Raw genomic sequence first — 21,163 nt, forward strand, 5'->3', positions numbered from 1 at the left:
GATGCATCGACCTGTACCTTTAATGCATCGACCTGTACCTTTAATGCATCGACCTGTACCTTTAATGCATCGACCTGTACCTTTAATGCATCGACCTGTACCTTTAATGCATCGACTTACAAAAATTAAGTAGAGACATAGCACTGCTACATCTCTACATTTGTTATTAATATCGCTTTTTCAATTCAACTTAACTATGAAACATCACAGTTACTAAAGGCAGGAACGCCAACAGAAAGCCATGCCAGGATTGCAATTGAGCTTCTGGGGTTGGTTCTGGAGGTGCTAATAAAGCTTCTACTCTTTGTTCTAAGCGATCTGCACCAGAGGAACCTAATGCAGCACAGCAAATTTCTGATAAGACGGGGCCGCTACTAACTACTAATAAAAGTGATTCCGCTAGCACCAGAGGGTCTACCTGCAATGCTGCATAACCGTCGGCACGGAGTTCGCGCAAAGCTAAAAGTTCTTCCCACAAAGGCTCTGTATTCGGCAACCAAGCGGTGCAGGAACGCACCCAACCTAGCCAAAAAAACCAGAACGTATCCCTGTAATGGTGATGCCCTTGCTCATGGGCTAAGACGCTTTCTAAATGAGCCGGTGAGAGAGTTTGCACTAATCCTTGACTAACCACTAGTTCTGGTTGCCAAAAACCGATTTGACCTGCAAACAACGCGCCTGTTTGCAGCAGTCTGGCTCGTCTATCGCCAACATTCACTAAAGGGCAGTTACGGGCAGATTCTACAGACTGCCAACCCTGGAAGGCAAGTTTAATGCATGAAATGGCAAAAAACGCTAAATAAATTAATGCTAGTAAATAGCTAATTGAGCCTGTATACATTCCGCCCATTTGTCCTTGAGGCCCCATGAACATGACAGCGATCGCTGTCATGAAAATTAGCAAGGGCGGAAAGAGAAACAAAAATAGCGATCGCTGCCACCGCAGATTCCAATTGCCTTGGGGTTGATTCCAGGCGGATCTTAACCACCAGGCAACTGCCAAAGCATTCAAAATCATTATCAGATGCATCATTGTTCCTCCCTGGCTTGGCGTGCAGATTGAATACGTTTGGCGATCGCAGCTATTTGCTCACTGGCTGCTTCATCTAGGCTATCGGCAAAGGCAGCAACAACATCGGGGTTCCCCACCGCTAGAAATCGCTGTAATTGCTCGTGAGCTTTGATGACATCTGATTGCTGCTTACTCAGCATTGGCCGCCAATAGAATGCCCGCTCTTTCTTGTCGCAGGCTAGCCAACCTTTATCAGTGAGGCGACGTAAAACAGTGGTGACAGAAGTATACGCTAATTCGCGGTTGGGATCAGCGAGAATGCGATCGTGCACATCTTTTACTGTGGCTGAACCAAGTTCCCAGATTATATTTAAAATTTCCGCTTCCAACGGGCCTACAGATAGTTGTTTAGGGCGGTAGTCGGGTAAAGGTGCCATAGCGATTTTCGATTTGGGATGAGCGGAGTGGAGGTAAAAATTTTAGTTTCTATTTGGCAAGGTTAGTCAGGATGCGTAGTGGTGCTAACTTGGAATGCCAAATACAGCTTGAGAAAATCTGTTCTTGTTTTAGATTACAGGATAGTGCAGCAAATCTGAAAGTCTAAAAGCATAAAAATGGACTTTTTGAGTATTTTTGTATTGAATGGGTTACATCGTGCATATTTGATGCTAAAAAATTGTTTGCGAATAATTGTGACTATAGTTAGTGACACCAACTAGGTAGAATGTTATTTGCGGCAATAGTATTAAAACAGGTGTATCCAGCCCGTGAAGTTATTCGTATATCACACTCCTGAATTGACTCCAACGGATAAAGCGCCAGAATGTGCGATCGCAGTCGATGTCTTGCGAGCAACTAGCACAATAGCGACTGTCTTAGCATCTGGAGGCGAAGCTGTACAAGTATTCAGCGATTTAGATCAGTTAATTGAAGTTAGCGAAAAATGGCCCTCTGAAAAACGCCTGCGGGCTGGAGAACGCGGCGGCGCAAAAGTAGCTGGCTTTGAGTTGGGTAACTCTCCCCTCGACTGCACACCAGAATTAGTGCAGGGGCGGCGTTTGTTTATCAGCACCACAAACGGCACTCGTGCTTTACAACGGGTACAAGACTCTTCAAATGTCTTAGCAGCAGCCTTAATTAACCGGGCGGCGGTGGTGCAATTTCTTTTAGAGAAGCAACCAGAGACAGTGTGGATTGTCGGTTCCGGTTGGGAAGGCAGTTATTCTTTAGAGGATACAGTTTGTGCAGGTGCGATCGCTCATAGTCTTTTGGAGCAAACCCAGTTGTCACCAGAGGAATTAGCTGGTAATGATGAAGTAATTAGTGCGATCGCTCTTTACTCTCAGTGGCAAGATAACTTATTGGGATTACTTCACCAAGCTAGTCACGGCCAACGATTGTTGCGTCTTGACTGTCTAGATGATTTAAAATATTGTTCCCAAACTGATATTTTAGATGTCTTGCCAATACAACATGAAACAGGAGTATTAAAAAGTCAAAAGAAATAGGGAATGGGGAGTGGGGAATAGGGAAGAAACTTAATTAACGCGACGATGTGCAATTTATGATTGGAACCCCGCTTCCATTCCTCTCCCCGTTTCGGGGCTACGGTGTACACACAAGTCTTAAAAACCTAGCTTGATAAGGCTTGACTAGTTCCCAGCCTCCGACTGGGAATGCATTCATTGAGTCTCTGACTCAATATCTGACTGGAGGCGGCAGCCCCTAATAATCCATTCCCATGCGGAGCATGGGAACGAGAGAAATCCACCTTTTTCGCCTGGAAACTGGCTCTGGGTCTACTTGTGTGTACACCGTAGCCGTTTCGGGGAGAGGCTTTGATTATTGCTCCCCTTCCCTGCAAGGGAAGGGGTTGGGGGTTAGGTTTTAGAGAAAGTCGTACACGGCGTTAATTAACAATGCCTATTCCCCATATCCAATTTTCAAATCTTTGAGCATTTGGCGGAGTCTTTGTCGCCAATGGGGGGGATAAGTCCCTAAAATTGCCGTAATTTTTCCACAAGCAAGCACAGAATAGGCTGGGCGACGGGCTGGTGTAGGATAGTCGGCAGTTGTAATGGGGACAATACGTTCAACTTTTAAAGGGAAGCCTAGCTGTTGGGCTTCTTCAAAAATGGCAACGGCAAAGTCATACCAGCTAGCAACGCCGCTATTAGTGTAGTGATAAGTGCCGCTAATTTCTGGGGTTAACTGGGGAATCGTCTGGGCTATGACTGCGGCTATGTCTTGCGCCCAAGTCGGGCTACCAATTTGATCGGCGACAACACGGAGTTCTTGGCGTTCTGCACCTAGTCGCAGCATGGTTTTGACAAAGTTACTTTTGCCAAAGGTTCCATAAACCCAAGCAGTGCGGAGGATGAGATGATGGGCGCAAGTTTCCCGAATAGCTTCTTCTCCAGCAAGTTTGGTTTTACCATAGATACTCAAGGGATTAGTTACATCGGTTTCCTGATAAGGGCTACACCCATTGCCATCGAAAACATAATCGGTCGAAATATGAATTAGAAAAGCTCCTAATTTTTGGCTTTCTTGGGCAATAATTAGGGGTGCCGTAGCATTAATAGCGGTAGCTAGTTCGGATTCGCTTTCTGCTTTATCTACAGCAGTGTAAGCAGCAGCGTTAATTATGATTTGCGGCTGCTTTGCTCTGATAACGTTGCGGAGGGTATCGGGTTGGGCAAGGTCTACTGTTGGGCGTTCTACTGAGATAATATCGCCATAGGATGGGAGTATTTGTTGTAGTTCCTTACCCACTTGACCATTGCTACCAATCAGCAAAATTGATTGACTCATCCTAATTAGTTCTCGAACCTAACGCAATCATCAAGCTTAATCAAATACTTCAGCAGTTCTCAAAGGTTTCCCGGCTTGGTCTTTAGCTGATAAAATCGGTGACGCGCTTAGGGGCCAATCTATAGCTAAATCTGGATCGTTCCATAGAATTGTGCGATCGCCTTGGGGTGCGTAGTAATCTGTAGCTTTGTAGAGAACTTCGGCTATTTCTGAAAGCACCAGGAAGCCATGAGCAAAGCCTGGTGGTATCCACAGTAGGCGTTTGTTCTCAGCACTGAGTTCATAACCCACCCACTTACCGAAAGTAGTCGAACTTTTTCTAATATCTACGGCTACGTCAAATATAGTGCCAACAATAGCTCGGACAAGTTTACCTTGGGGTTGTTGGATTTGGTAGTGCAATCCCCGCAGGACATTTTGTTTTGAGCCAGAGTGGTTATCTTGAACAAAGTTAGTAACAATACCAGTCTCTTGGGCAAATTTTCGATCGTTGTAGGCTTCAAAAAAGAACCCGCGATCGTCTGTAAATACTTGGGGTTCAAGTTGTATGACTTCGGGAATTTTGGTATGTACAATGCTCATTAATATTATTTCGAGTAATCTGCCACAGTGTTAATTGTGAGAGTAATTTAATGCTTGTATTTTACAGCTAGCAGGTAACACTTCGACTGTGGCTTTTCCTGTTTTTAACAAGTACATCACGTTAATTCAATTTGACAGTCATCGCCAATCATAAATCGTAAGGCTTTGGGGCGACGGGGTGCAAGGGTCAATTGTGCTCTTTGCCCAATCACGCTATCAATAATGCGTTGATGGATTCCGGCAATTTTAGCACTTTCTAAAATCACACTGTGTTCTAAATCTGTATCAATGAGTGTCGCGTTGTTAGCAATACTACTATAAGGGCCAATAAAACAGTTTTCTAGATGACAATTGCTACCAATGACTACTGGCCCCCGAATTGTACAGTTGATTACTTTAGAGTTTGCACCGATTTGGACTCGCCCAATAATCTGACTTTGGGCATCGACTTCGCCAAGAACTGATGCTGTCAGATAGGTATCGAGAATCAATCGGTTAGCTTCTAGTAAGTCGTCTTTCTTACCAGTATCTAACCACCAACCTTTGAGATTGTAAGCTAAAACTTGCTTTTCCTGATTAATGAGGTATTGAATAGCATCAGTAATTTCTAGTTCGCCTCTGGCGGAAGGTTGGATATTTGCGATCGCATCAAAGATGAGATGAGAAAAGAAATAAACTCCTACCAATGCCAGATTTGAAGGAGGAACTTTGGGTTTTTCAATTAACTGTAATACCCGTCCTGTTTCATCGACCTCAGCCACACCAAAGGCGCTAGGGTTTGCAACCGAACGCAAGAGAATCAAAGCATCTGGTTGTTGTTGGCTAAATTGTTGCAGAAAGTAACGTAACTCACCTAGTTGAATCAGGTTATCGCCCAAGTACATGACAAAGGGAGAATCTGCTAAAAAGGGACGGGCGATTTGGACGGCGTGAGCAAGTCCGGCTGGCTGTTTTTGTACTATGTAGGTGATGTTTGCTCCAAAGGATTCTCCATTACCAGTTTTCCCTTGGACTTCTGCCCCAGTTTCCGGGCTGATGATGATGCCAATATCAGTAATACCAGTAGCGACCATTTCTTCAATGCCGTACCATAAAACAGGTTTATTTGCAACTGGTACGAGTTGTTTTGCTCCGCTATAGGTGAGGGGACGTAGGCGTGTACCTTTCCCGCCAGAGAGAATTAGTGCTTTCATAGGGATTAAGGATTAATTATGAGTCATTAGTCAAGATAATCTGAAATCTGGACAAAATCCTAAATCCTGGGATCTAAATTCTGGCGTTAGTTTATCTTTTATATGTAGCGGGATAACACTTCGACGGTTGCTTTTCCTGTTTTTTCCCAACTGAATTTTTGGGAGTGAGTGATAGCTTGACTAGAAAGGCGCGATCGCAACCCCAAATCAGTTGCAATAACCTGCATCGCCTCTGTAATTTCTCCGGTGTTGTAGGGGTTGATCAGAATTGCCGCATCGCCAGCTACTTCTGGTAAGGAGGAGAGATTGGAGGTAATGACGGGAGTACCGCAAGCCATCGCTTCGAGGACAGGTAAACCAAAACCCTCCCAGAGACTGGGGAAAACGAGAGCGATCGCTTCATTGATGATTTTTGGCAATTCGCTGTAAGGAACATAGTCAAGAAACTTTACCTGATTAGTTACACCCAATTCTGCAACTTGCACTTTTAAAGTAGGGGTGTAACGCGAATCACTTGGCCCTACTAACCATAGTTCATAGTCTTTGCAGTTAGGTAAAGCCGCAAAAGCACTGATGAGTCGCTGGATGTTTTTGTATGGGTCTTGGCGGCCAATGTAGAGAAAGTAGTTGCTGGTGGGGAGGTTGAGATGATGGAAGTGAGTGCGATCGTAGGCTAGGGGAATGGGAGTAATTTTGTTTGCAGGAATTCCGTAAAAGTTTGTGATGTCCTTAGCTGTAGCCTGAGAGTTACAAATAATGTGTTGTGCTTGGTTAATGACTTGGGGAATGTAGTAGCGGTGATAGGGTGTCAGTGGTGAAAAACGTTTAGGAAAACGCAACGGGATAAAATCGTGAACCATCACGACAAAACGACAGTTGCTATAAAGGGGTGCTTCTGGAAGCGAGGAAAATAAAATCTGCGATTTTAGCTTTCTATAGATTTGTGGCAATTGGAATTGCGTCCAAACAAGGCGTTTTAAATGACCTTTTATCCCTTGTTCTGCGGTTTGGTTAGGAGGAATTGGGTAGCAGTTGTAACCAGGAATATTCTGAGAAACTAGGAGTGTAGGATAAAGTTGTTGTAAGTGAGGCAGCAAATTGAGAGCGTAGGTAGTGATACCTGTGGGTTTAGTTAATAGAAAGGAGAGATTAATTAATAATGTCATTATTTATAATTAACCATAAAATAATTTAGTCTGTTTTTTTATTTAATAAGTATTTATATTTCAAAAAATAATTTTAGTAGTAATAATAGTCTATTTTAGTATTTACATATAAACTTTTTATGGGAGTATTAACAATAGAATTTAATAAATTATTTATTCTGGTTGTTTATTACATAATCCCATATACCACAAATTTTCCCTAACGCAGCTTGTGGTTTTAGTATAATCCCTAAAATAGCCTTCAATATTTGAAAAGTTAATCTAATACTAAAGATAAATCTATTTGTATATTTATCCATTGTCAACAAATAGCTATACGTGCTGTTTCTTATTTTCTTGAAAACATTTCTATTAGTAATACTTGATGGTTGATGCAGCACTGAAAAACTATTATTTATAGCAACTAAATGTCCTTGATTAGCATAGCGTAAACAAAAATCTACATCTTCATAATAAAGAAAATAAGCAGTATCAAAATGAGGAAATTCAGTAAAATTATTCAAATTAACAATAAGACTACACCCTGAAACCCAATCACAATTAACATAGTCTACATCCATTTTTGTTAATTTTTTTTGGGTAATGATTGCACCCGTTTTAGGAATAAATCGACCGCCGGCAAACCAAATTTCACCTGTCGGTGTATAGATAAGTGTACCAAGAATTGAAATTTCTGGATGCGACTTAAAAAATGGCTTAACTTTATCTAAATTATTTTCTATAAAATATGCATCTGGATTGATTATCCAAACATACGCCTGGGGATCTTGAATGTAAATCCATTTTAAGCCTAAATTACAAGCACAACCAAAACCTAAATTAGTTCCAGCATCAAAAATCAATACAGATTCAGTTTTGAGAAGATCAATAGAATTATCATCAGGTGAGTTATTGATGATAATTACTTTATAATCAACATAGTTTGTTTTTTGTATAGAATTGATTAATTCCAATACTAAATTCGTAGAATAATAATTAACAATTAAAAAATAAATCACTATAGTTTAATTGAGTTGAAACCTTAGTTAATTTTGCTGAAAATACTTTATATAAAAACTGATAAGTGACCCGCTCTGATAGAAGTAATTTTATTGAATTATTTGTTGTTTACTATTCGGTTAAATTCTCTTTTTAATAACTTAACACCAAGTTTTTCCAAGCTTTCCTTGAAAACCGTGAAATGTTCCCAGCAAGCAAGCCCATACTTTTAAGGTTTTGTCTTCCGGGTCATATAGCAAAATTGTAACTATCCTGCGGAGTAAATATTTTATGCGTCGCCCACAACTGGTTAGTCGATACAAGCCTTCAGCGTTGCGAGTTTCTAAATAAGTATGGTTTCGAGTAATGTAGTAGTTACGTAGAGCAGAATATTGGTGAATAATTATTTCTCGTTGGCAAAACTTAACTTTAACTGGATTACCAAAATTATGATACATGATAGCTGTAGTAACTATCAAATTATGGAATCCTTGTTGTCGTAATCTCAGTCCATAGTCAAGATCAATCCCATCTATAAACAATTCTGCACGAGGAGGGTCAACAGTTTTAGCAGCAGCAATAGAAATCAAAGAACCAGAAGTTATAGGAGAGTCGCACTCATAAAAATCAACATTCTTATTGTGCTTCCAACCTATAAACTGGTCTCCTACAAAAACTGCTCCCTGTACAACTTCTTCAGTTTTGTGATCAATGGCAGTAGGAGCAATAATCCCAATCTTGTTACCATACTCTAGGGAAAACTTATTGTAAGTCTCCAAGAGAATTTCCAAACAATTCTTCGTCGGTAAACTGTCTTGATCAAAAGTCCATAAAAAATCATAACCTTCTTTTGTTGCCCATTCCAGCGCAAGTGCCAAGCCTTGACCAATCCCAATATTTTCAGGATAATGATGTATCAAAATTGACGCACTATTATCAGGTTCTAGTAATTCTTGTTCGGAATTATCTACTATGAAAACAATATCTATTGCTATAGATTGAGATTTAATGGCTTGCAGACACTTGCTAGCAGCTTGCTTATCCTTATAGAGAGTTATGTAAGCTGCAACTTTTGCTGTCATTTATTTAGATGTATGTAACAGATTTATGGGTTTTATATTCTAATGATGAGCTAACAGAAGTGAATATCCAGATACTTTTAAAACAACTTCTTAGGATAACCAATATTTCTAGATGCTTGAGCATAATAAATCTCCTCTAGTATCTGTCGAAGATTATATTTGTATTCCCATGTTGGATAGTGAGAACGAAACTTTCTTACATCTGAAATATACCAGATATGATCGCCAGAGCGATTCTGTTCTGTATAAGTGGATTGCAGCTTTTTACCTACGAGATTTTCGCAAATTGATATTGCTTCTAACATAGAACAATTGCTATGGCGAGAACCCCCAATATTATAAACCTCTCCACATCTGGGATTTTGATAAAAATGGTAAAAAGCATTGACAAGATCGTAACTGTGTATATTATCTCTAACCTGTTTGCCTTGATAGCCAAAAATGGTATAGGTTTCGCCAGCAATAGCACATTTCATTAAGTACGCTAGAAAACCGTGCAATTGAGCGCCAGAATGGTTTGGGCCGGTCAGGCAACCTCCTCTAAAGCTAGCAGTTTTCATGCCGAAGTATTTACCATATTCTTGAACTAGTATATCTGCGGCAACTTTAGAAGCACCAAATAGAGAATGTTTGGAGTTGTCGATTGCCATTGACTCATCAATGCCTTCTTTATATTGATGAGCTGGTTCGATTTCCCAGCGAGTTTCTAACTCCTGCAAGGGTAGATAATTAGGAGTATCGCCATAGACTTTGTTAGTTGAGGTAAATATAAAAACTGCATCAGGGCAGTATTGCCGAGTTGCTTCTAGTAATACTAAAGTGCCGTTGGCATTAACTGTAAAATCTGTATGAGGGTCTTTTGCTGCCCAGTCATGGGATGGCTGTGCTGCTGTATGGATAATGAGAGAAATATCGGAGGAATATTCTTGAAATAGGTTTTCTATTGCGCAGCGATCGCGGATATCAATGTCATAGTGACGATAGCTATCACCATATTTATCTTCTAGGATACGACGATTCCAGTCTGTGGAGGCAGATTCACCGAAAAATACCGCCCGCATATTATTATCGATACCGACAACATGAAAACCGTTTTGGACAAAGAAATGAACGGATTCCGAACCAATTAGACCAGAGGAACCAGTAATTAAAACGGTGGGCATAATATTTTTACTCACGTCATGGGACAATCAACATTTTAGGATAAAATGAGCTTATAAATGGAGTTAAACTAAAAGGGTTTAGATGCTTTAATAAACATTTGCCCTCCTAGAAAATTCCAAATAAATGGTAATTTGAGATAAAGCTTCAAAAGATTAGGCGATCCTGGTCTACCTTTAGTTGAATACGGCAAAAACCTAGGAATTAAAACATCAATATTGAAACCAATAGTACGTAATAATTCCTGAAGAGAAAGATGGGTGATTGGTAATTGATGATCGATAAAATCATAATATTCCTTAACGGAGTATTTGAAGTTCGGCTGTATGATTAATATCGCTCCTCCAGGTTTTAGGTAGTTAAAACAAAATAACAAAATTTCAGCTAGCTCTTCTTTATTGTTTAAATGTTCAAAAAAGTTTGAAACAAATATTTTGTCAAAACGTTCCGTTATTTTTTCTTGTTCTGTTATGTTCAAAATATCGAGATTGAGAACATTGACATCAGCATCAGCAAAAGTTTTAGAATCGGGATTGAGATCAATTAAGTATTTTTTCCTGGCTTTAATATTATTAATAAACTCACAATAGCCACCCCCAATATCTAAAGTAACTGAGTCTTTTCCCACATGCTTCTGTAAGAACTCCTCAATTAAAGTTTTCCATAACGCTATTTTAGCTCTTCTCTGTTGATGGTCAAAACGGTTAGAGTAAAGTTTTTTAAGATATTCATCTTGTTTCATAGGTTTTCAGACAACAAAAAATTGCTTTTCACTAAACAGCTTAAGATAATATAGGCTTAAGCGTTGTTTCATACTCTAGAATCCAGTTATAAATATCTCTAAGAGTTTTTTCTGGACTCATGATTGGTTTCCATCCGGTCTTAGAACTTATCTTGGAAGAGTCCGTAATATAAATGGGGATATCACCTTGTCTGGCTATTTCTTCTGATTTGATAGGAATAGATTTACCAGTGATTGTCTCGCATAGTCTAGTAGTCTCTAATAGAGATAGACTATTATCAGCACCTCCACCAACATTTAAAACATCCCCATCAAGTTCTGAAAAATTTTCTAACTGATAATTAATTAAACTTAATAAATCCTCAATGTGTAATAAATCTCTAACTTGTTTACCTGTACCGCCATAGCCTATGTAGCTTAGAGATTTTTCAAAATAGTGTGCGGCTAACCACAAAACAAAAACACCTTGGTCAACTTTACCCATTTGCCAAGGCCCTGTAATTACACCACAACGGTTGACTATTGCCTGAATACCATAAGCTTGCCGATACTCTTCGATTAGCATTTCCGAGGCAAGTTTGGTAGTACCATAGAGAGAACGGTAGCTTTGAAGTGGAAATTCCTCCGCTATACCAAGATGAGATACTCCTGATATTGTCTGTTCAGGAGCAATGCTAAAGCGGGTTGGTAGTTCTACTAAGTTAACTGACTTAAGCGTTTCAATCGGATAAACGCGACTAGTGGAAAGGAAGAGTAAACGAGCATGGATTTGCCTAGCTAGTTCAAGAACATTAATAGTTCCTAATAAATTAGTTTGCAGGACGTATTGTGGAGAGGCAAATCCTGCAAGGACAGAAGGTTCAGCAGAACAATCAATGATAGTATCGACGGAATTAAAGATTGCGGGATCTAAATCGCTAGGAGAGCGAATATCACCGTGAATAAAGTCAATGTCTAAATTTTTAAATCTAGGAAGGTTTAGTTCTGAACCACGCCTTCGGAGATTATCGAAACATATAATTTTCCCGGACGAGTGATGCTTTTTTAAATTAATTGCTAAGGAACTGCCAACAAAACCAGCTCCTCCTAAAATCAGAATATTCTCAGCCATTTGATTTAAACCTTTGATTTGCTAGCAGTCTTTTTTTGCTTAGATGATAATCTCCACGCGATAAATGTTTTTCTAGCCAGATGTAGAGAACTATAAACAAATATCGACTGCCCATTTCTTTTAGCTTTAGCTTAGAAACTCCTGTAGTTCTATTTCTCCAAGTTATGGGAATAGTTGTATAAGAGTATCCTCTTACTATGGCTTTAAGTGGTATTTCTACTGTTAAATTGAAATGATGAGATACTAATGGAGAGATGCCTTCAATAACATCTTTACGATAAATTTTGAATGCATTAGTAGTATCGTTAAAATTTAAACCAAATAAAATTTTAATAAATAAGTTAGCTAAACGATTTACAATTAATTTGTGGCTGGGATAGTCAATAACTTTACCTCCTCTAATAAAGCGGGAACCAAAAACACAATCGTATCCCTCTTGCAGTTTATGGTAGTAATTTACGATGTCTTCTGGTGCATCTGAACTATCTGCCATAACTACCGCTACAGCATCTCCTGTAAAATTTTCTAATCCACAGCGAACTGCAAAACCAAAGCCATTAGGATAATAATTATTGATGTAACGCAGCTTACTATTTTCAGAATTTATCTGCTGTAATAATTGTTCTGTATTATCTTTGCTGTTGTCGTTAACGACTAAAATTTCGTAATTTATTTTTTCTTGTTCCAAAACTCTGCTAATAGTGTGAACAGTTTGAACTATGCAGTCTTCTTCATTGTAGGCTGGAATTACTATTGATAAAGTCTTGACAGATTTTGAAGCATCTACCGTTATTGATTCATCTCTGATCAAGGTAGAATTTAATGATAGAGCTGGGGCCAATGATTCGGGATAATATGTAGCTGATGTTTTTTGTGTTGGGGTTTTAAATACAAAGCGATCGCTAATCAAATAATTAATTGATGCGCTCAAAAGTGCGCCTATTATAGTATTGATGCCATAGTTAACTTTCAACCAATCCAAAATCGGAAAAATCAAGAAAACACGAGTAATCACTGCAAGTCCAGCAGAAACATGGTAAAGAGGAAGTTGTCGTAAAAATACTTCTCTAAGGTTCCAAATACCGCCAGTCCAAACCCAAGTCCGGTAAATAAAAAAACTAAATATTAGGGAAATTTCAATCGATACTACATTAGCAATATTACGCAAAAAAGGTGTATTGAATCCTAGCTTTTCAATTATTAAATAAATCAATACTAAGTTTAGTGCAGCTGCTAAACCACCACCTAGTAAAAACTTTAGTATTTTGGGCTGGAATATTTTTTTTAGCATAATGTATGTTTATTAAAATCATGAATAATAAATTTCATTTAATGAACTTAATAAATAATTGGATCTACCGGCTAATGCTTAATTAATTTTATAGACCAAGGTTCTGGATTAGTTGGAATTATCATTTCCTGTCCCTTTGGTAATTCCATAAATCTATCAGCGTACTTAGCAAATTTAAAATCAGTAAAAGCCGGATGTTGCCAGTCAGTTACTATGCCAATTGACATAGTTGCTAGTATCGTTAAAGCGAACATCTTCCCAATGCGATTTTTTTGGCTGTATGCCTTGTGAAAAATCCATATAGTTCCTAATGAAAAGGCTAATACCAAGTTAAACCAGTAACGTGCACCGACACCAATAGGCTCAAACAAAGTTATATTAGGAAACTGTAAAGCTATTGCTGTAAAAGGAATAAGAGCCGCAAATATTATAAATGCTCTTAGTTCTAAAGGGGATTTAAGCAACAAATAAACTGAGCCACTAATTCCTACAATTAATATAGTTATATTCAAAATAATATATAATAAATCTGGTAATACATTTACGAAATAATTAGTAACATTAGTACCAAAAATGCTCATTGAGAAAACTTGATTTGTTAAAATTTCTAATATTTTCCTTACATCATTAAAAGATAAAAAATTAGAGCCTACTTTACTGATTCTTTCTTGACCAATTTGATTAGTATTAATAACTATAATTTGAGTTAATGCTGTACATATCAGTACTACGAATTTTAAATAAAATAAATCATTGAGTTTTTTATTACTAATTTTTGTTGCAAAAATTAAAAATATAATTGCTGGCACTATCAGGATTGAAAAAGGCCCAGTTAATCCTCCTATCAAAATGATTACAAGATCAAACAAATTAACCAAAATATGAGAGGATTTAGCAATAATAGCCATAAATATTAAAAGCGCTATGCGCCATTGTGCATTAGTAACGTTTGCATGAACCTCATAGCATCCAGGTAAAACTAAATAGAGAAACGATATGGCAATTCTATAATTTATATTTGGTATTAATTTTGAGAATCTAGAGGAAATTAATAAGGTTACTGGCAGAATTTGAATTATAATGGCAATCAAATTAAATACAAGTGGTGCTGATTTTAAAGAGAAAAATATACTAAACACCGCAGTTAATCTGGGGACGGCATGTAAATATCCTGCATAAGGTGAAAACAATGAATTTATAATTCCATTGTTGTATGCTTGGGCATAAAACACAGTTCCATCTTCTGCCCAAAATTGAGGATTTAAAATTGCATCAGGCCGTCTAGATATAATTACTATAAAAGCGAGCAGAAACATTATTATATGAACATAAATTAATCTGCGTTCGCTTGGATTATGTGAAGAGATAGCGCGGTTAATTATCATAAATCACATCCTCACTGCATTAGGCTTAGTTGCGGCATTGAGAATAAATTTATAAATTTTTTTTATTTCAACAGCCCAATCTGCATGGTTATTTATTATTTCTTGGGCAGCATTAATTCTAATATGTTCTAAATCTTCATATCGTTCAATTGCTTCTGAAATTGTTTCAGCTATATATGTAGCGCTTGGATAAGACAAAAAACAGTTTTGCCTATCTTTCAATAACCATTTTGTACTGTTGTTGATATTAGAAACGACCAATACACCGCACGCCATCATCTCGAATGGTAAGTAAGAGGGATGCTTAGTCATCATCATAGATAGTCCAATATGACAAGAACGATATAAATCTCCTGTTGCTTCATAAGTTAGCAAACCCAGATTTTCTATCACTCCTTCTAACCCATAGTCTTCAGGCTTCCAGTTTGCACCAGCAGATAATATTTCAATATTAGAACCGTAGCGATTTTTGAGTTGACGCATAGCTGTAATTGCTAGCTCAAAAGAGTTCCGAGGATGTCCGGGACGACCATAAAAAAAGATCCGTTTAGGGTTATCTTTCCTGTAACTATCATCTTTATAAAAAACTTTAGTATCTACGCAGGGAGTAAAGTGAATAGATTTTCCTCCATATTCACTTTCATATATATTTTTTAAACTAATAGTGTTCGCAATCCCATAAAATCCAAAACGGTATGTTGCCTCAGCTTGAGCATAGGTAGAGCCAGCTGGATAAAATAAAGGTTCAAAATCCTGAATAAAATAAAACTTCAATCCCGTATTTTGAACCTTCAGCAATACATAAGCAGTCGTCCAAAGTGTGGCTATTGAAAAATCTGCGGGTTGTATATTCTCAATTGCTTGTGCAGTGTTAAGAACTATAACTTCACAAGTTTTTAATTCTGGAAATGCTTTAATAATATTACCAAAAATAACATCAGCTTTGGCTTCACCACAAATCAAAAATCTTTGATGCATTCCTCCTTTTTGGAGTAAATAATCAGCCGTTCGGAGTATTGTCATGACTCCGCCATAAAAAGCATTTTCAAAGGATGGTAGATACCAATTGACAATATGAGGACCAGATTTAACAACTCTTTCTGGATGTTGCTGAATTTGAGAAATGTCACTGTAGGAAAAATCCATGACTGCGGCTAATGCAGTCGCATCTTCAGTGTACTTATCTAGTGGAATTAAGTTCTTTTTAATTAGGTTGTTGTCTAGGGGAATTAAGCTCTTTTTAATTAGCTTATTGATAAATATTGGAATTTTCATGAAACTTCTCCATTTTTTGATCTTAATTTCAAAGGAACTACAGATGCAAATGCAGGATGAAAATAAGGATCATCTGCTAATGAATCATCAAACTTTGGCACATTATTACCCGGTAAATCTAGCAAGAACGCTCTCGCATGGGGATTTACCAAACCACGTTTATTAGTAGCCCGACTAGCTTGACAAAGCTTAATCATTGAATGCTGCACAGAAGAAGAATCTCTAGATAATCCTCCTAATGTTAAGTAATGTTCGTAACTAAAAGCTACTGCCCAAGGAGAGCTAGCGCTACAGTTTCGATACCATAATGCTCCACCAAAGATTTCCCAAGAATATAAGTTACTGCCATAAAATAATGGAGAGCCATTGCCATATTTATCAATAATCAATCCGGCTTCAACAACTATATTTTGATTTGTCAAAATAAGTGCTGAAGCAAATCCAATATCTGGATGATTAAGAACCCAACCACTTAATTCTTCTATCCATCCCTTTTCAAATTTAACGACTTGGCCTGATACGAATAAAACTACATCAGTAGTATCCTGTTTCGCTGCCTCTGCTAAAGTTGCTAGCTTAGAATTTCCTTCACTCACCAGCAGCCAATCAACAGGTAAATTGATTTGTTCTATGAGTATTTCCCGTTCACTTGCTTGTAAATAATAATTAGACTCAGGTAAAACGATTTTGGCTTTATGCAAGTTCGGATCAGCAGATTCCGAAATAGCACTTATGCAAGCTGATAAGTAGTCCCAGGAAACATCACCATCAATAACAATTGATACTTTAGCAGGTGGAGTTTTCCATTCTAATCGAAAACCACATTCTGGATGTGGTGAAATTGTTGCTGGTAGTTGCGTTCGACTCAGATGATCTTTAAGAGACTTCAGTTGTGCTTCAAGTGCATAAGGTTTAGAATCTATCCCCAAAGAAGTTGATCCTTGTATAATGCGCCAGTGGTAAAGTACAGAATTAATTCGCGCAATACGTGATGTTTGTTCTGTAATACGTAAAAATAAATCCCAATCTTGTGCTCCATCAGTTTCTGGATTAAATCCGCCTATACGATTCACAAGAGCGCGACGAGCGATACACAAATGAGTTAAATAGTTAGCTGAATATAAAATTTCTGGACTCCACTCCGGCTTGAGTAGGAGCCGAGACCGTACCATGCTGTTTGCACTAATACAGTCTTTGTCTGAGTAGATGAAATCTAAGTCTGGCTGCTTGTTTAGTTCATTTACTACTTCATAAAATGCCCAAGGTGATAATAAATCATCATGATCTAGTAAAGCTATAAATTCACCAGTAGCCATTTCTAGAGAAACATTGGAGTTGCCAGAAATCCCCCTGTTTTGTGGTATGATAGCTAGCTTAAATCGTTTATCTTGTAAACTTAACTTTTTTATGTATTCAATTGTTTGTAAATTACTGATATCTGCAAATGCAATACACAACTCCCAGTTTGCATAAGTTTGTTGCAATACACTATTTATTGTCTCTTTTAAGATAACTAAAGGTAATTTATAAATCGGCAGGATAACACTTAAAACAGGTTGGTAATTAAAAGATAAAGCTTTAATTTTTTGTTGTTTAAGTTCTTCATTTGTAAACTCGTAGTCTTTAATCCATTGATCATATTCTGAAGAGTCAGCCAAATTTTGCAAAACTTCTGCTACTAATGTATCTGCGAAACTAAACCTAGTCCGAAAGCTCATCATTTGATTGTTTAAAAAATTCAACGCCCGTTTGTTAAATATCTGATAGCCTTCTTTGCGGATTATAGTAATACTCTTATTAGCAAGTTTTAATAAAGGTGGATTTATCCCATAGGTTATTTTTTCTTTTAAATTTAAATATATTTTTCGTAGTTTCCAAAATTTGCTAGTTTCCATCCAAGAGACAAAATTTTGACAACTTTCCAATTCAGCTTGAGTTGCTTGTAGCAGAGATTGGGAAGTTTCTAATTCAGCTTGAGTTGCTTGTAGCAGAGATTGGGAAGTTTCTAATTCAGCTTGAGTTGCTTGTAGCAGAGATTGGGAAGTTTCCAATTCAGCTTGAGTTGCTTGTAGCTGAGATTGGGAAGTTTCTAATTCAGCTTGAGTTGCTTGTAGTAGAGATTGGGAAGTTTCCAATTCAGCTTGAGTTGCTTGTAGTAGAGATTGGGAAGTTTCCAATTCAGCTTGAGTTGCTTGTAGTAGAGATTGGGAAGTTTCCAATTCAGCTTGAGTTGCTTGTAGCAGAGATTGGGAAGTTTCCGATTCAGCTTTAAGAGAATTTACTTTAGATTCTAAATCTATTAGTTTAGCTTGGATATTATTTCTATTATTTATCTCAATCTTTAAACTATCAAATTGCCATTCAATGAATTCAATAAGCTTATTGATTTCGCTAATTTCATCTTCTATTCTTCGTAATAAAATGCCATGAGGTACTAAGTCATATATATTAAAATTGTAATCAGGAATGAAGCCATTATCTAGAAATATCTTGAGCCAATTAATCCGAGGTAAAACCGTTAAATGGGTTGGTTCTGCAAAATCATCAGCAGTAGAGGAAAAAAATACTACTTTGGCATATTGACACATATTTTTAATTGCATCTAATGCCTCATGCCGTGGCATGTGCTCAACCACTTCAATACATGTTATTAAATCATACTGATGTTGAGCTTTCTTAAAAGCACTTGAATCAGCAGCAGAAGCAACAAAAACATAAGGTTTTAAATCTACTCTTACACAAGATATTGCGTATTCAGAATAATCAAAACCATGTACAAAAATACCTCGGTTGTAAAATGCTTCCACTAAAAAACCTTTGGCACAACCAACATCTAAAACAGAAGTAGGCGACACATAATTTACTAACTTATCGGCGACTGCATTAAAAAAACGTAGCCAATGTCCAGCGTTGGCTGTCCTATCATAAGGAATACCAGGTACCATTCCTAGATAATAATTTTCATTGTAAAATTCTTGATAGTCTAAGTTATTCATCTTTAGCTATTGTCTGTATATCTTAATGTACTCAGATAATGTTTGATTGTTTCTTCAGGTTCGCCTATAAACTCTACCTTTCCTTTAGCTAAACAAACTAACTTATTGCAATATTGCTTAACAAAATTTAAATCATGAGATACTACTAAAACTGTTGCATTTCCATTCCAAAAATTATCAATTCTTTGCTTACATTTATTCTTAAAACTTTCATCTCCTACCGATAACACCTCATCTAAGATTAAAATATCTGGCTGCACATCTGTCGCTATCGCAAATCCCAAACGTGCTGACATACCCGAAGATAATCCCTTAACTGGAACAAAAGCATAATCTTGCAATTCTGCAAATTCCAAAATTGAAGGTGCTCTATTCCGCATTTCCGATCTAGAATATCCCAGCAGAACACCATACAGCAGAATGTTATCCATTACGGAAATTTCCGAATCAAAACCTGCTCCTAATTCAATCAAAGGAGCTATTTGACCTCGTACCCGCACTGTTCCACTGGTAGGTTGTAAAATTCCAGAAATGACCTTTAGAAGAGTGGATTTACCGGAGCCATTCGCACCAATAATACCAATCTTTTCACCTTTTTCAACCACAAAATCAATTTTATCCAGTACTAACTTTTTTACTGGCTGACGATATTTACCCTCTAAAATAGATAGCATTGTTTTCTTAAGGTCATAAGAAAACTCCTCTTGTGTCCGTCGCAACAGCGAAACATTATCTAGGCGAATTACTTCCATTCACAGCAAATCCATAAATTGATGTCGCCACAAGTGAAAACAAGTCCATCCTAGGGCTAAAATAATTACCCCACTAAGCAAAGCTCCCCAAATTAAGCCCAAATCCGGTAGAGAACCTGATAATGTAATTTGACGCAGACTTTCAATAATTGGTGCTAGTGGATTTAAACGTAAAAACTGCCTTATCTGTGGTGGAACAATAGCTGCTGGATAAAATATAGGGCTACTGAGCCAAATCACAAATACTACTAACTCATAAAAGTAAGGCAAGTCTCTAAAAAATACGTACAAAGAACTTACTAAAAAACTGATTCCTGTAGAAACTAAAACTAGGGACAAAATTGGAAACACCAGCGCAAACACATTGGCTAAACTCTTGGAATTAATCAAAGTCATCAATGCCAGCAACGGAAAAGTCCCCACCGAAAACTGAAATACATTTGCTGTAATCATCGATAGAGGAAAAACGCTTACTGGCAGACTAATTTTATTCAATAATGAGCCATTACCTACTACACTACTCAATGCCTGGGAGGTAGAAGCTGAGAAAAAATTGATCACTACCAGTCCCGTAAAGGCTGCCAATACGTAGTTCAGTATTGAGTTGCCGTAATAGGAGGCAAAAGTTGCGCCGAAAATTGCAGTGTAAAGCCCGGTCATGATCAACGGGTTCAACAGCGACCAATAAACCCCTAGGAACGAACCTCGATAACGTACTTTAAGATTTCGTGCTACCAAAACGTGCAGCAATTCCCAATAACGCCGCACTTGCAACCAAGTTGAATTATCTTTAAGCGAAATTCTCATCCTTAAAAACCACCACACACCACAGGCAAGTTATTTGCGAATTTTATACTACTGGAGCGTACTTTGCCGCACTAGCCTACCATCAAAAACTTTATTTTAAAAAGCATTGTTAAACACACAACCTACTAATTACCATTTTTCTCCTCTTAAGCACATCCTACCCTGGCAAGACCAGTTAATTTATCAATTGGTTCCTATAACTCTCTGAACAAGCCAGCAGGCTGCTTATATCACAAAAAGGTTAAAAAGTCAAAAGTGATCGCTTTTGAGGATGTTTACCCATTGCAATGATTGAAGCGCTACTCCATTCGCTAACTCAAGTTATCTGGATCAACTCCCTGCGATCGCAAATATTCTGCCAATCGCTCTGCACGTTGATGTTCTTGTTCAGCCCGCTGGCGCTCTTGTTCAGCCCGTTGATGTTCTTGTTCAGCCCGTTGGCGCTCTTGTTCTGCTTGTTCTTTTTGCGTCGGCACCCAACCTGCTGCATTGTACCAACGCAACCACAAACCTGTGGTCTGCTGATAAGAACCTTGCCAAAGACCCAATCCTAGTTCTAACTCTTCCAACCATAAGCGGTTCTCTGCTAAAGATATTGCCTCGTAGCGAGTGCCTATAAGTTGAAATGCACGCAAATGATTTTCATAGCGGTCATAAATAACGTAGTATGGAACACGCAAAATGCGTTCATATACTTCCCATTTTGTTGGGGGTCGGTTTACTTCCCGCAGTGTTTTTCCTAAGAGGGTGTTTATAAATAAAAAATAAACAACACCATAGTCATTCCCCAAGACAGGTATCTTAAAAGAGACAGTC

18 protein-coding genes and 1 pseudogene are annotated in these 21,163 nt (G+C 37.9%); 1 reads left to right on the forward strand and 18 read right to left on the reverse strand.

The genetic code is table 11. The features are described 5' to 3' along the window. Nucleotides 1-190: 190 nt before the first annotated feature. Complete coding sequence (locus ACEYW6_RS16035; RefSeq protein WP_412980508.1) at nucleotides 191-1,030, reverse strand: M56 family metallopeptidase; 840 nt, start codon at nucleotides 1,028-1,030, stop codon at nucleotides 191-193. Further along, on the reverse strand, nucleotides 1,030-1,449 hold the full coding sequence (locus ACEYW6_RS16040) for a BlaI/MecI/CopY family transcriptional regulator (protein ID WP_190898833.1): 420 nt from the start codon (nucleotides 1,447-1,449) through the stop codon (nucleotides 1,030-1,032). The genes ACEYW6_RS16035 and ACEYW6_RS16040 overlap by 1 nt, the downstream gene beginning before the upstream one ends. Before the next feature lie 330 nt (nucleotides 1,450-1,779). Between ACEYW6_RS16040 and ACEYW6_RS16045 the strand changes: the two genes are divergently transcribed. Further along, nucleotides 1,780-2,520, forward strand: a complete 741-nt coding sequence (locus ACEYW6_RS16045; protein ID WP_412980489.1) for a 2-phosphosulfolactate phosphatase family protein — start codon at nucleotides 1,780-1,782, stop codon at nucleotides 2,518-2,520. A 415-nt stretch (nucleotides 2,521-2,935) separates the two neighbouring features. Here ACEYW6_RS16045 and rfbD read toward each other — a convergent pair whose 3' ends face one another. The 16 genes and pseudogenes from rfbD to ACEYW6_RS16125 form a co-directional block, all read right to left on the reverse strand. Continuing rightward, the gene (gene rfbD, locus ACEYW6_RS16050) at nucleotides 2,936-3,826 is read right to left on the reverse strand and encodes a dTDP-4-dehydrorhamnose reductase (RefSeq protein ID WP_412980490.1); all 891 of its coding nucleotides are present in this window, start codon (nucleotides 3,824-3,826) and stop codon (nucleotides 2,936-2,938) included. 36 nt (nucleotides 3,827-3,862) lie between these two features. Further along, nucleotides 3,863-4,408, reverse strand: coding sequence for a dTDP-4-dehydrorhamnose 3,5-epimerase (gene rfbC, locus ACEYW6_RS16055; protein ID WP_412980491.1), 546 nt, complete (start codon nucleotides 4,406-4,408; stop codon nucleotides 3,863-3,865). A 116-nt stretch (nucleotides 4,409-4,524) separates the two neighbouring features. Next, on the reverse strand, nucleotides 4,525-5,601 hold the full coding sequence (locus tag ACEYW6_RS16060) for a glucose-1-phosphate thymidylyltransferase (protein WP_412980492.1): 1,077 nt from the start codon (nucleotides 5,599-5,601) through the stop codon (nucleotides 4,525-4,527). A gap of 98 nt (nucleotides 5,602-5,699) precedes the next feature. Then, nucleotides 5,700-6,767 carry a glycosyltransferase family 4 protein gene (locus ACEYW6_RS16065; protein WP_412980493.1) on the reverse strand — a complete coding sequence of 356 codons (1,068 nt, stop codon included), beginning with the start codon at nucleotides 6,765-6,767 and terminating at the stop codon, nucleotides 5,700-5,702. Between the two features lie 149 nt (nucleotides 6,768-6,916). Next, nucleotides 6,917-7,765: a glycosyltransferase gene (locus ACEYW6_RS16070; RefSeq protein ID WP_412980494.1), complete on the reverse strand. Its 849-nt coding sequence runs from the start codon at nucleotides 7,763-7,765 to the stop codon at nucleotides 6,917-6,919. A 141-nt stretch (nucleotides 7,766-7,906) separates the two neighbouring features. Then, nucleotides 7,907-8,827, reverse strand: coding sequence for a glycosyltransferase family 2 protein (locus tag ACEYW6_RS16075; protein WP_412980495.1), 921 nt, complete (start codon nucleotides 8,825-8,827; stop codon nucleotides 7,907-7,909). Between the two features lie 77 nt (nucleotides 8,828-8,904). Continuing rightward, nucleotides 8,905-9,990, reverse strand: coding sequence for an NAD-dependent epimerase/dehydratase family protein (locus ACEYW6_RS16080; RefSeq protein WP_412980496.1), 1,086 nt, complete (start codon nucleotides 9,988-9,990; stop codon nucleotides 8,905-8,907). 68 nt (nucleotides 9,991-10,058) lie between these two features. After that, on the reverse strand, nucleotides 10,059-10,730 hold the full coding sequence (locus ACEYW6_RS16085; protein WP_412980497.1) for a class I SAM-dependent methyltransferase: 672 nt from the start codon (nucleotides 10,728-10,730) through the stop codon (nucleotides 10,059-10,061). 40 nt (nucleotides 10,731-10,770) lie between these two features. After that, nucleotides 10,771-11,841 carry an NAD-dependent epimerase/dehydratase family protein gene (locus tag ACEYW6_RS16090; protein WP_412980498.1) on the reverse strand — a complete coding sequence of 357 codons (1,071 nt, stop codon included), beginning with the start codon at nucleotides 11,839-11,841 and terminating at the stop codon, nucleotides 10,771-10,773. Then, nucleotides 11,834-13,132 (reverse strand): glycosyltransferase, encoded by a 1,299-nt coding sequence (locus ACEYW6_RS16095; RefSeq protein WP_412980499.1) that lies wholly within the window; start codon nucleotides 13,130-13,132, stop codon nucleotides 11,834-11,836. The genes ACEYW6_RS16090 and ACEYW6_RS16095 overlap by 8 nt, the downstream gene beginning before the upstream one ends. A gap of 71 nt (nucleotides 13,133-13,203) precedes the next feature. After that, nucleotides 13,204-14,517, reverse strand: coding sequence for a hypothetical protein (locus ACEYW6_RS16100; RefSeq protein ID WP_412980500.1), 1,314 nt, complete (start codon nucleotides 14,515-14,517; stop codon nucleotides 13,204-13,206). A gap of 3 nt (nucleotides 14,518-14,520) precedes the next feature. Continuing rightward, nucleotides 14,521-15,792 carry a glycosyltransferase family 4 protein gene (locus ACEYW6_RS16105; RefSeq protein WP_412980501.1) on the reverse strand — a complete coding sequence of 424 codons (1,272 nt, stop codon included), beginning with the start codon at nucleotides 15,790-15,792 and terminating at the stop codon, nucleotides 14,521-14,523. Next, the gene (locus ACEYW6_RS16110) at nucleotides 15,789-18,788 is read right to left on the reverse strand and encodes a glycosyltransferase (RefSeq protein ID WP_412980502.1); all 3,000 of its coding nucleotides are present in this window, start codon (nucleotides 18,786-18,788) and stop codon (nucleotides 15,789-15,791) included. The genes ACEYW6_RS16105 and ACEYW6_RS16110 overlap by 4 nt, the downstream gene beginning before the upstream one ends. 2 nt (nucleotides 18,789-18,790) lie before the next feature. Continuing rightward, entirely contained in the window at nucleotides 18,791-19,540 is a 750-nt protein-coding gene (locus ACEYW6_RS16115) for an ABC transporter ATP-binding protein (protein WP_412980503.1), read from the reverse strand. Then, nucleotides 19,541-20,347: an ABC transporter permease gene (locus tag ACEYW6_RS16120; RefSeq protein ID WP_412980504.1), complete on the reverse strand. Its 807-nt coding sequence runs from the start codon at nucleotides 20,345-20,347 to the stop codon at nucleotides 19,541-19,543. 311 nt (nucleotides 20,348-20,658) lie between these two features. After that, nucleotides 20,659-21,163, reverse strand: a pseudogene (locus ACEYW6_RS16125) (hypothetical protein); the annotation flags it as partial.

Source organism: Nostoc sp. UIC 10607, assembly GCF_047228265.1.
In the GTDB taxonomy this organism is placed as follows: Bacteria; Cyanobacteriota; Cyanobacteriia; order Cyanobacteriales; family Nostocaceae; genus Nostoc; species Nostoc foliaceum_A.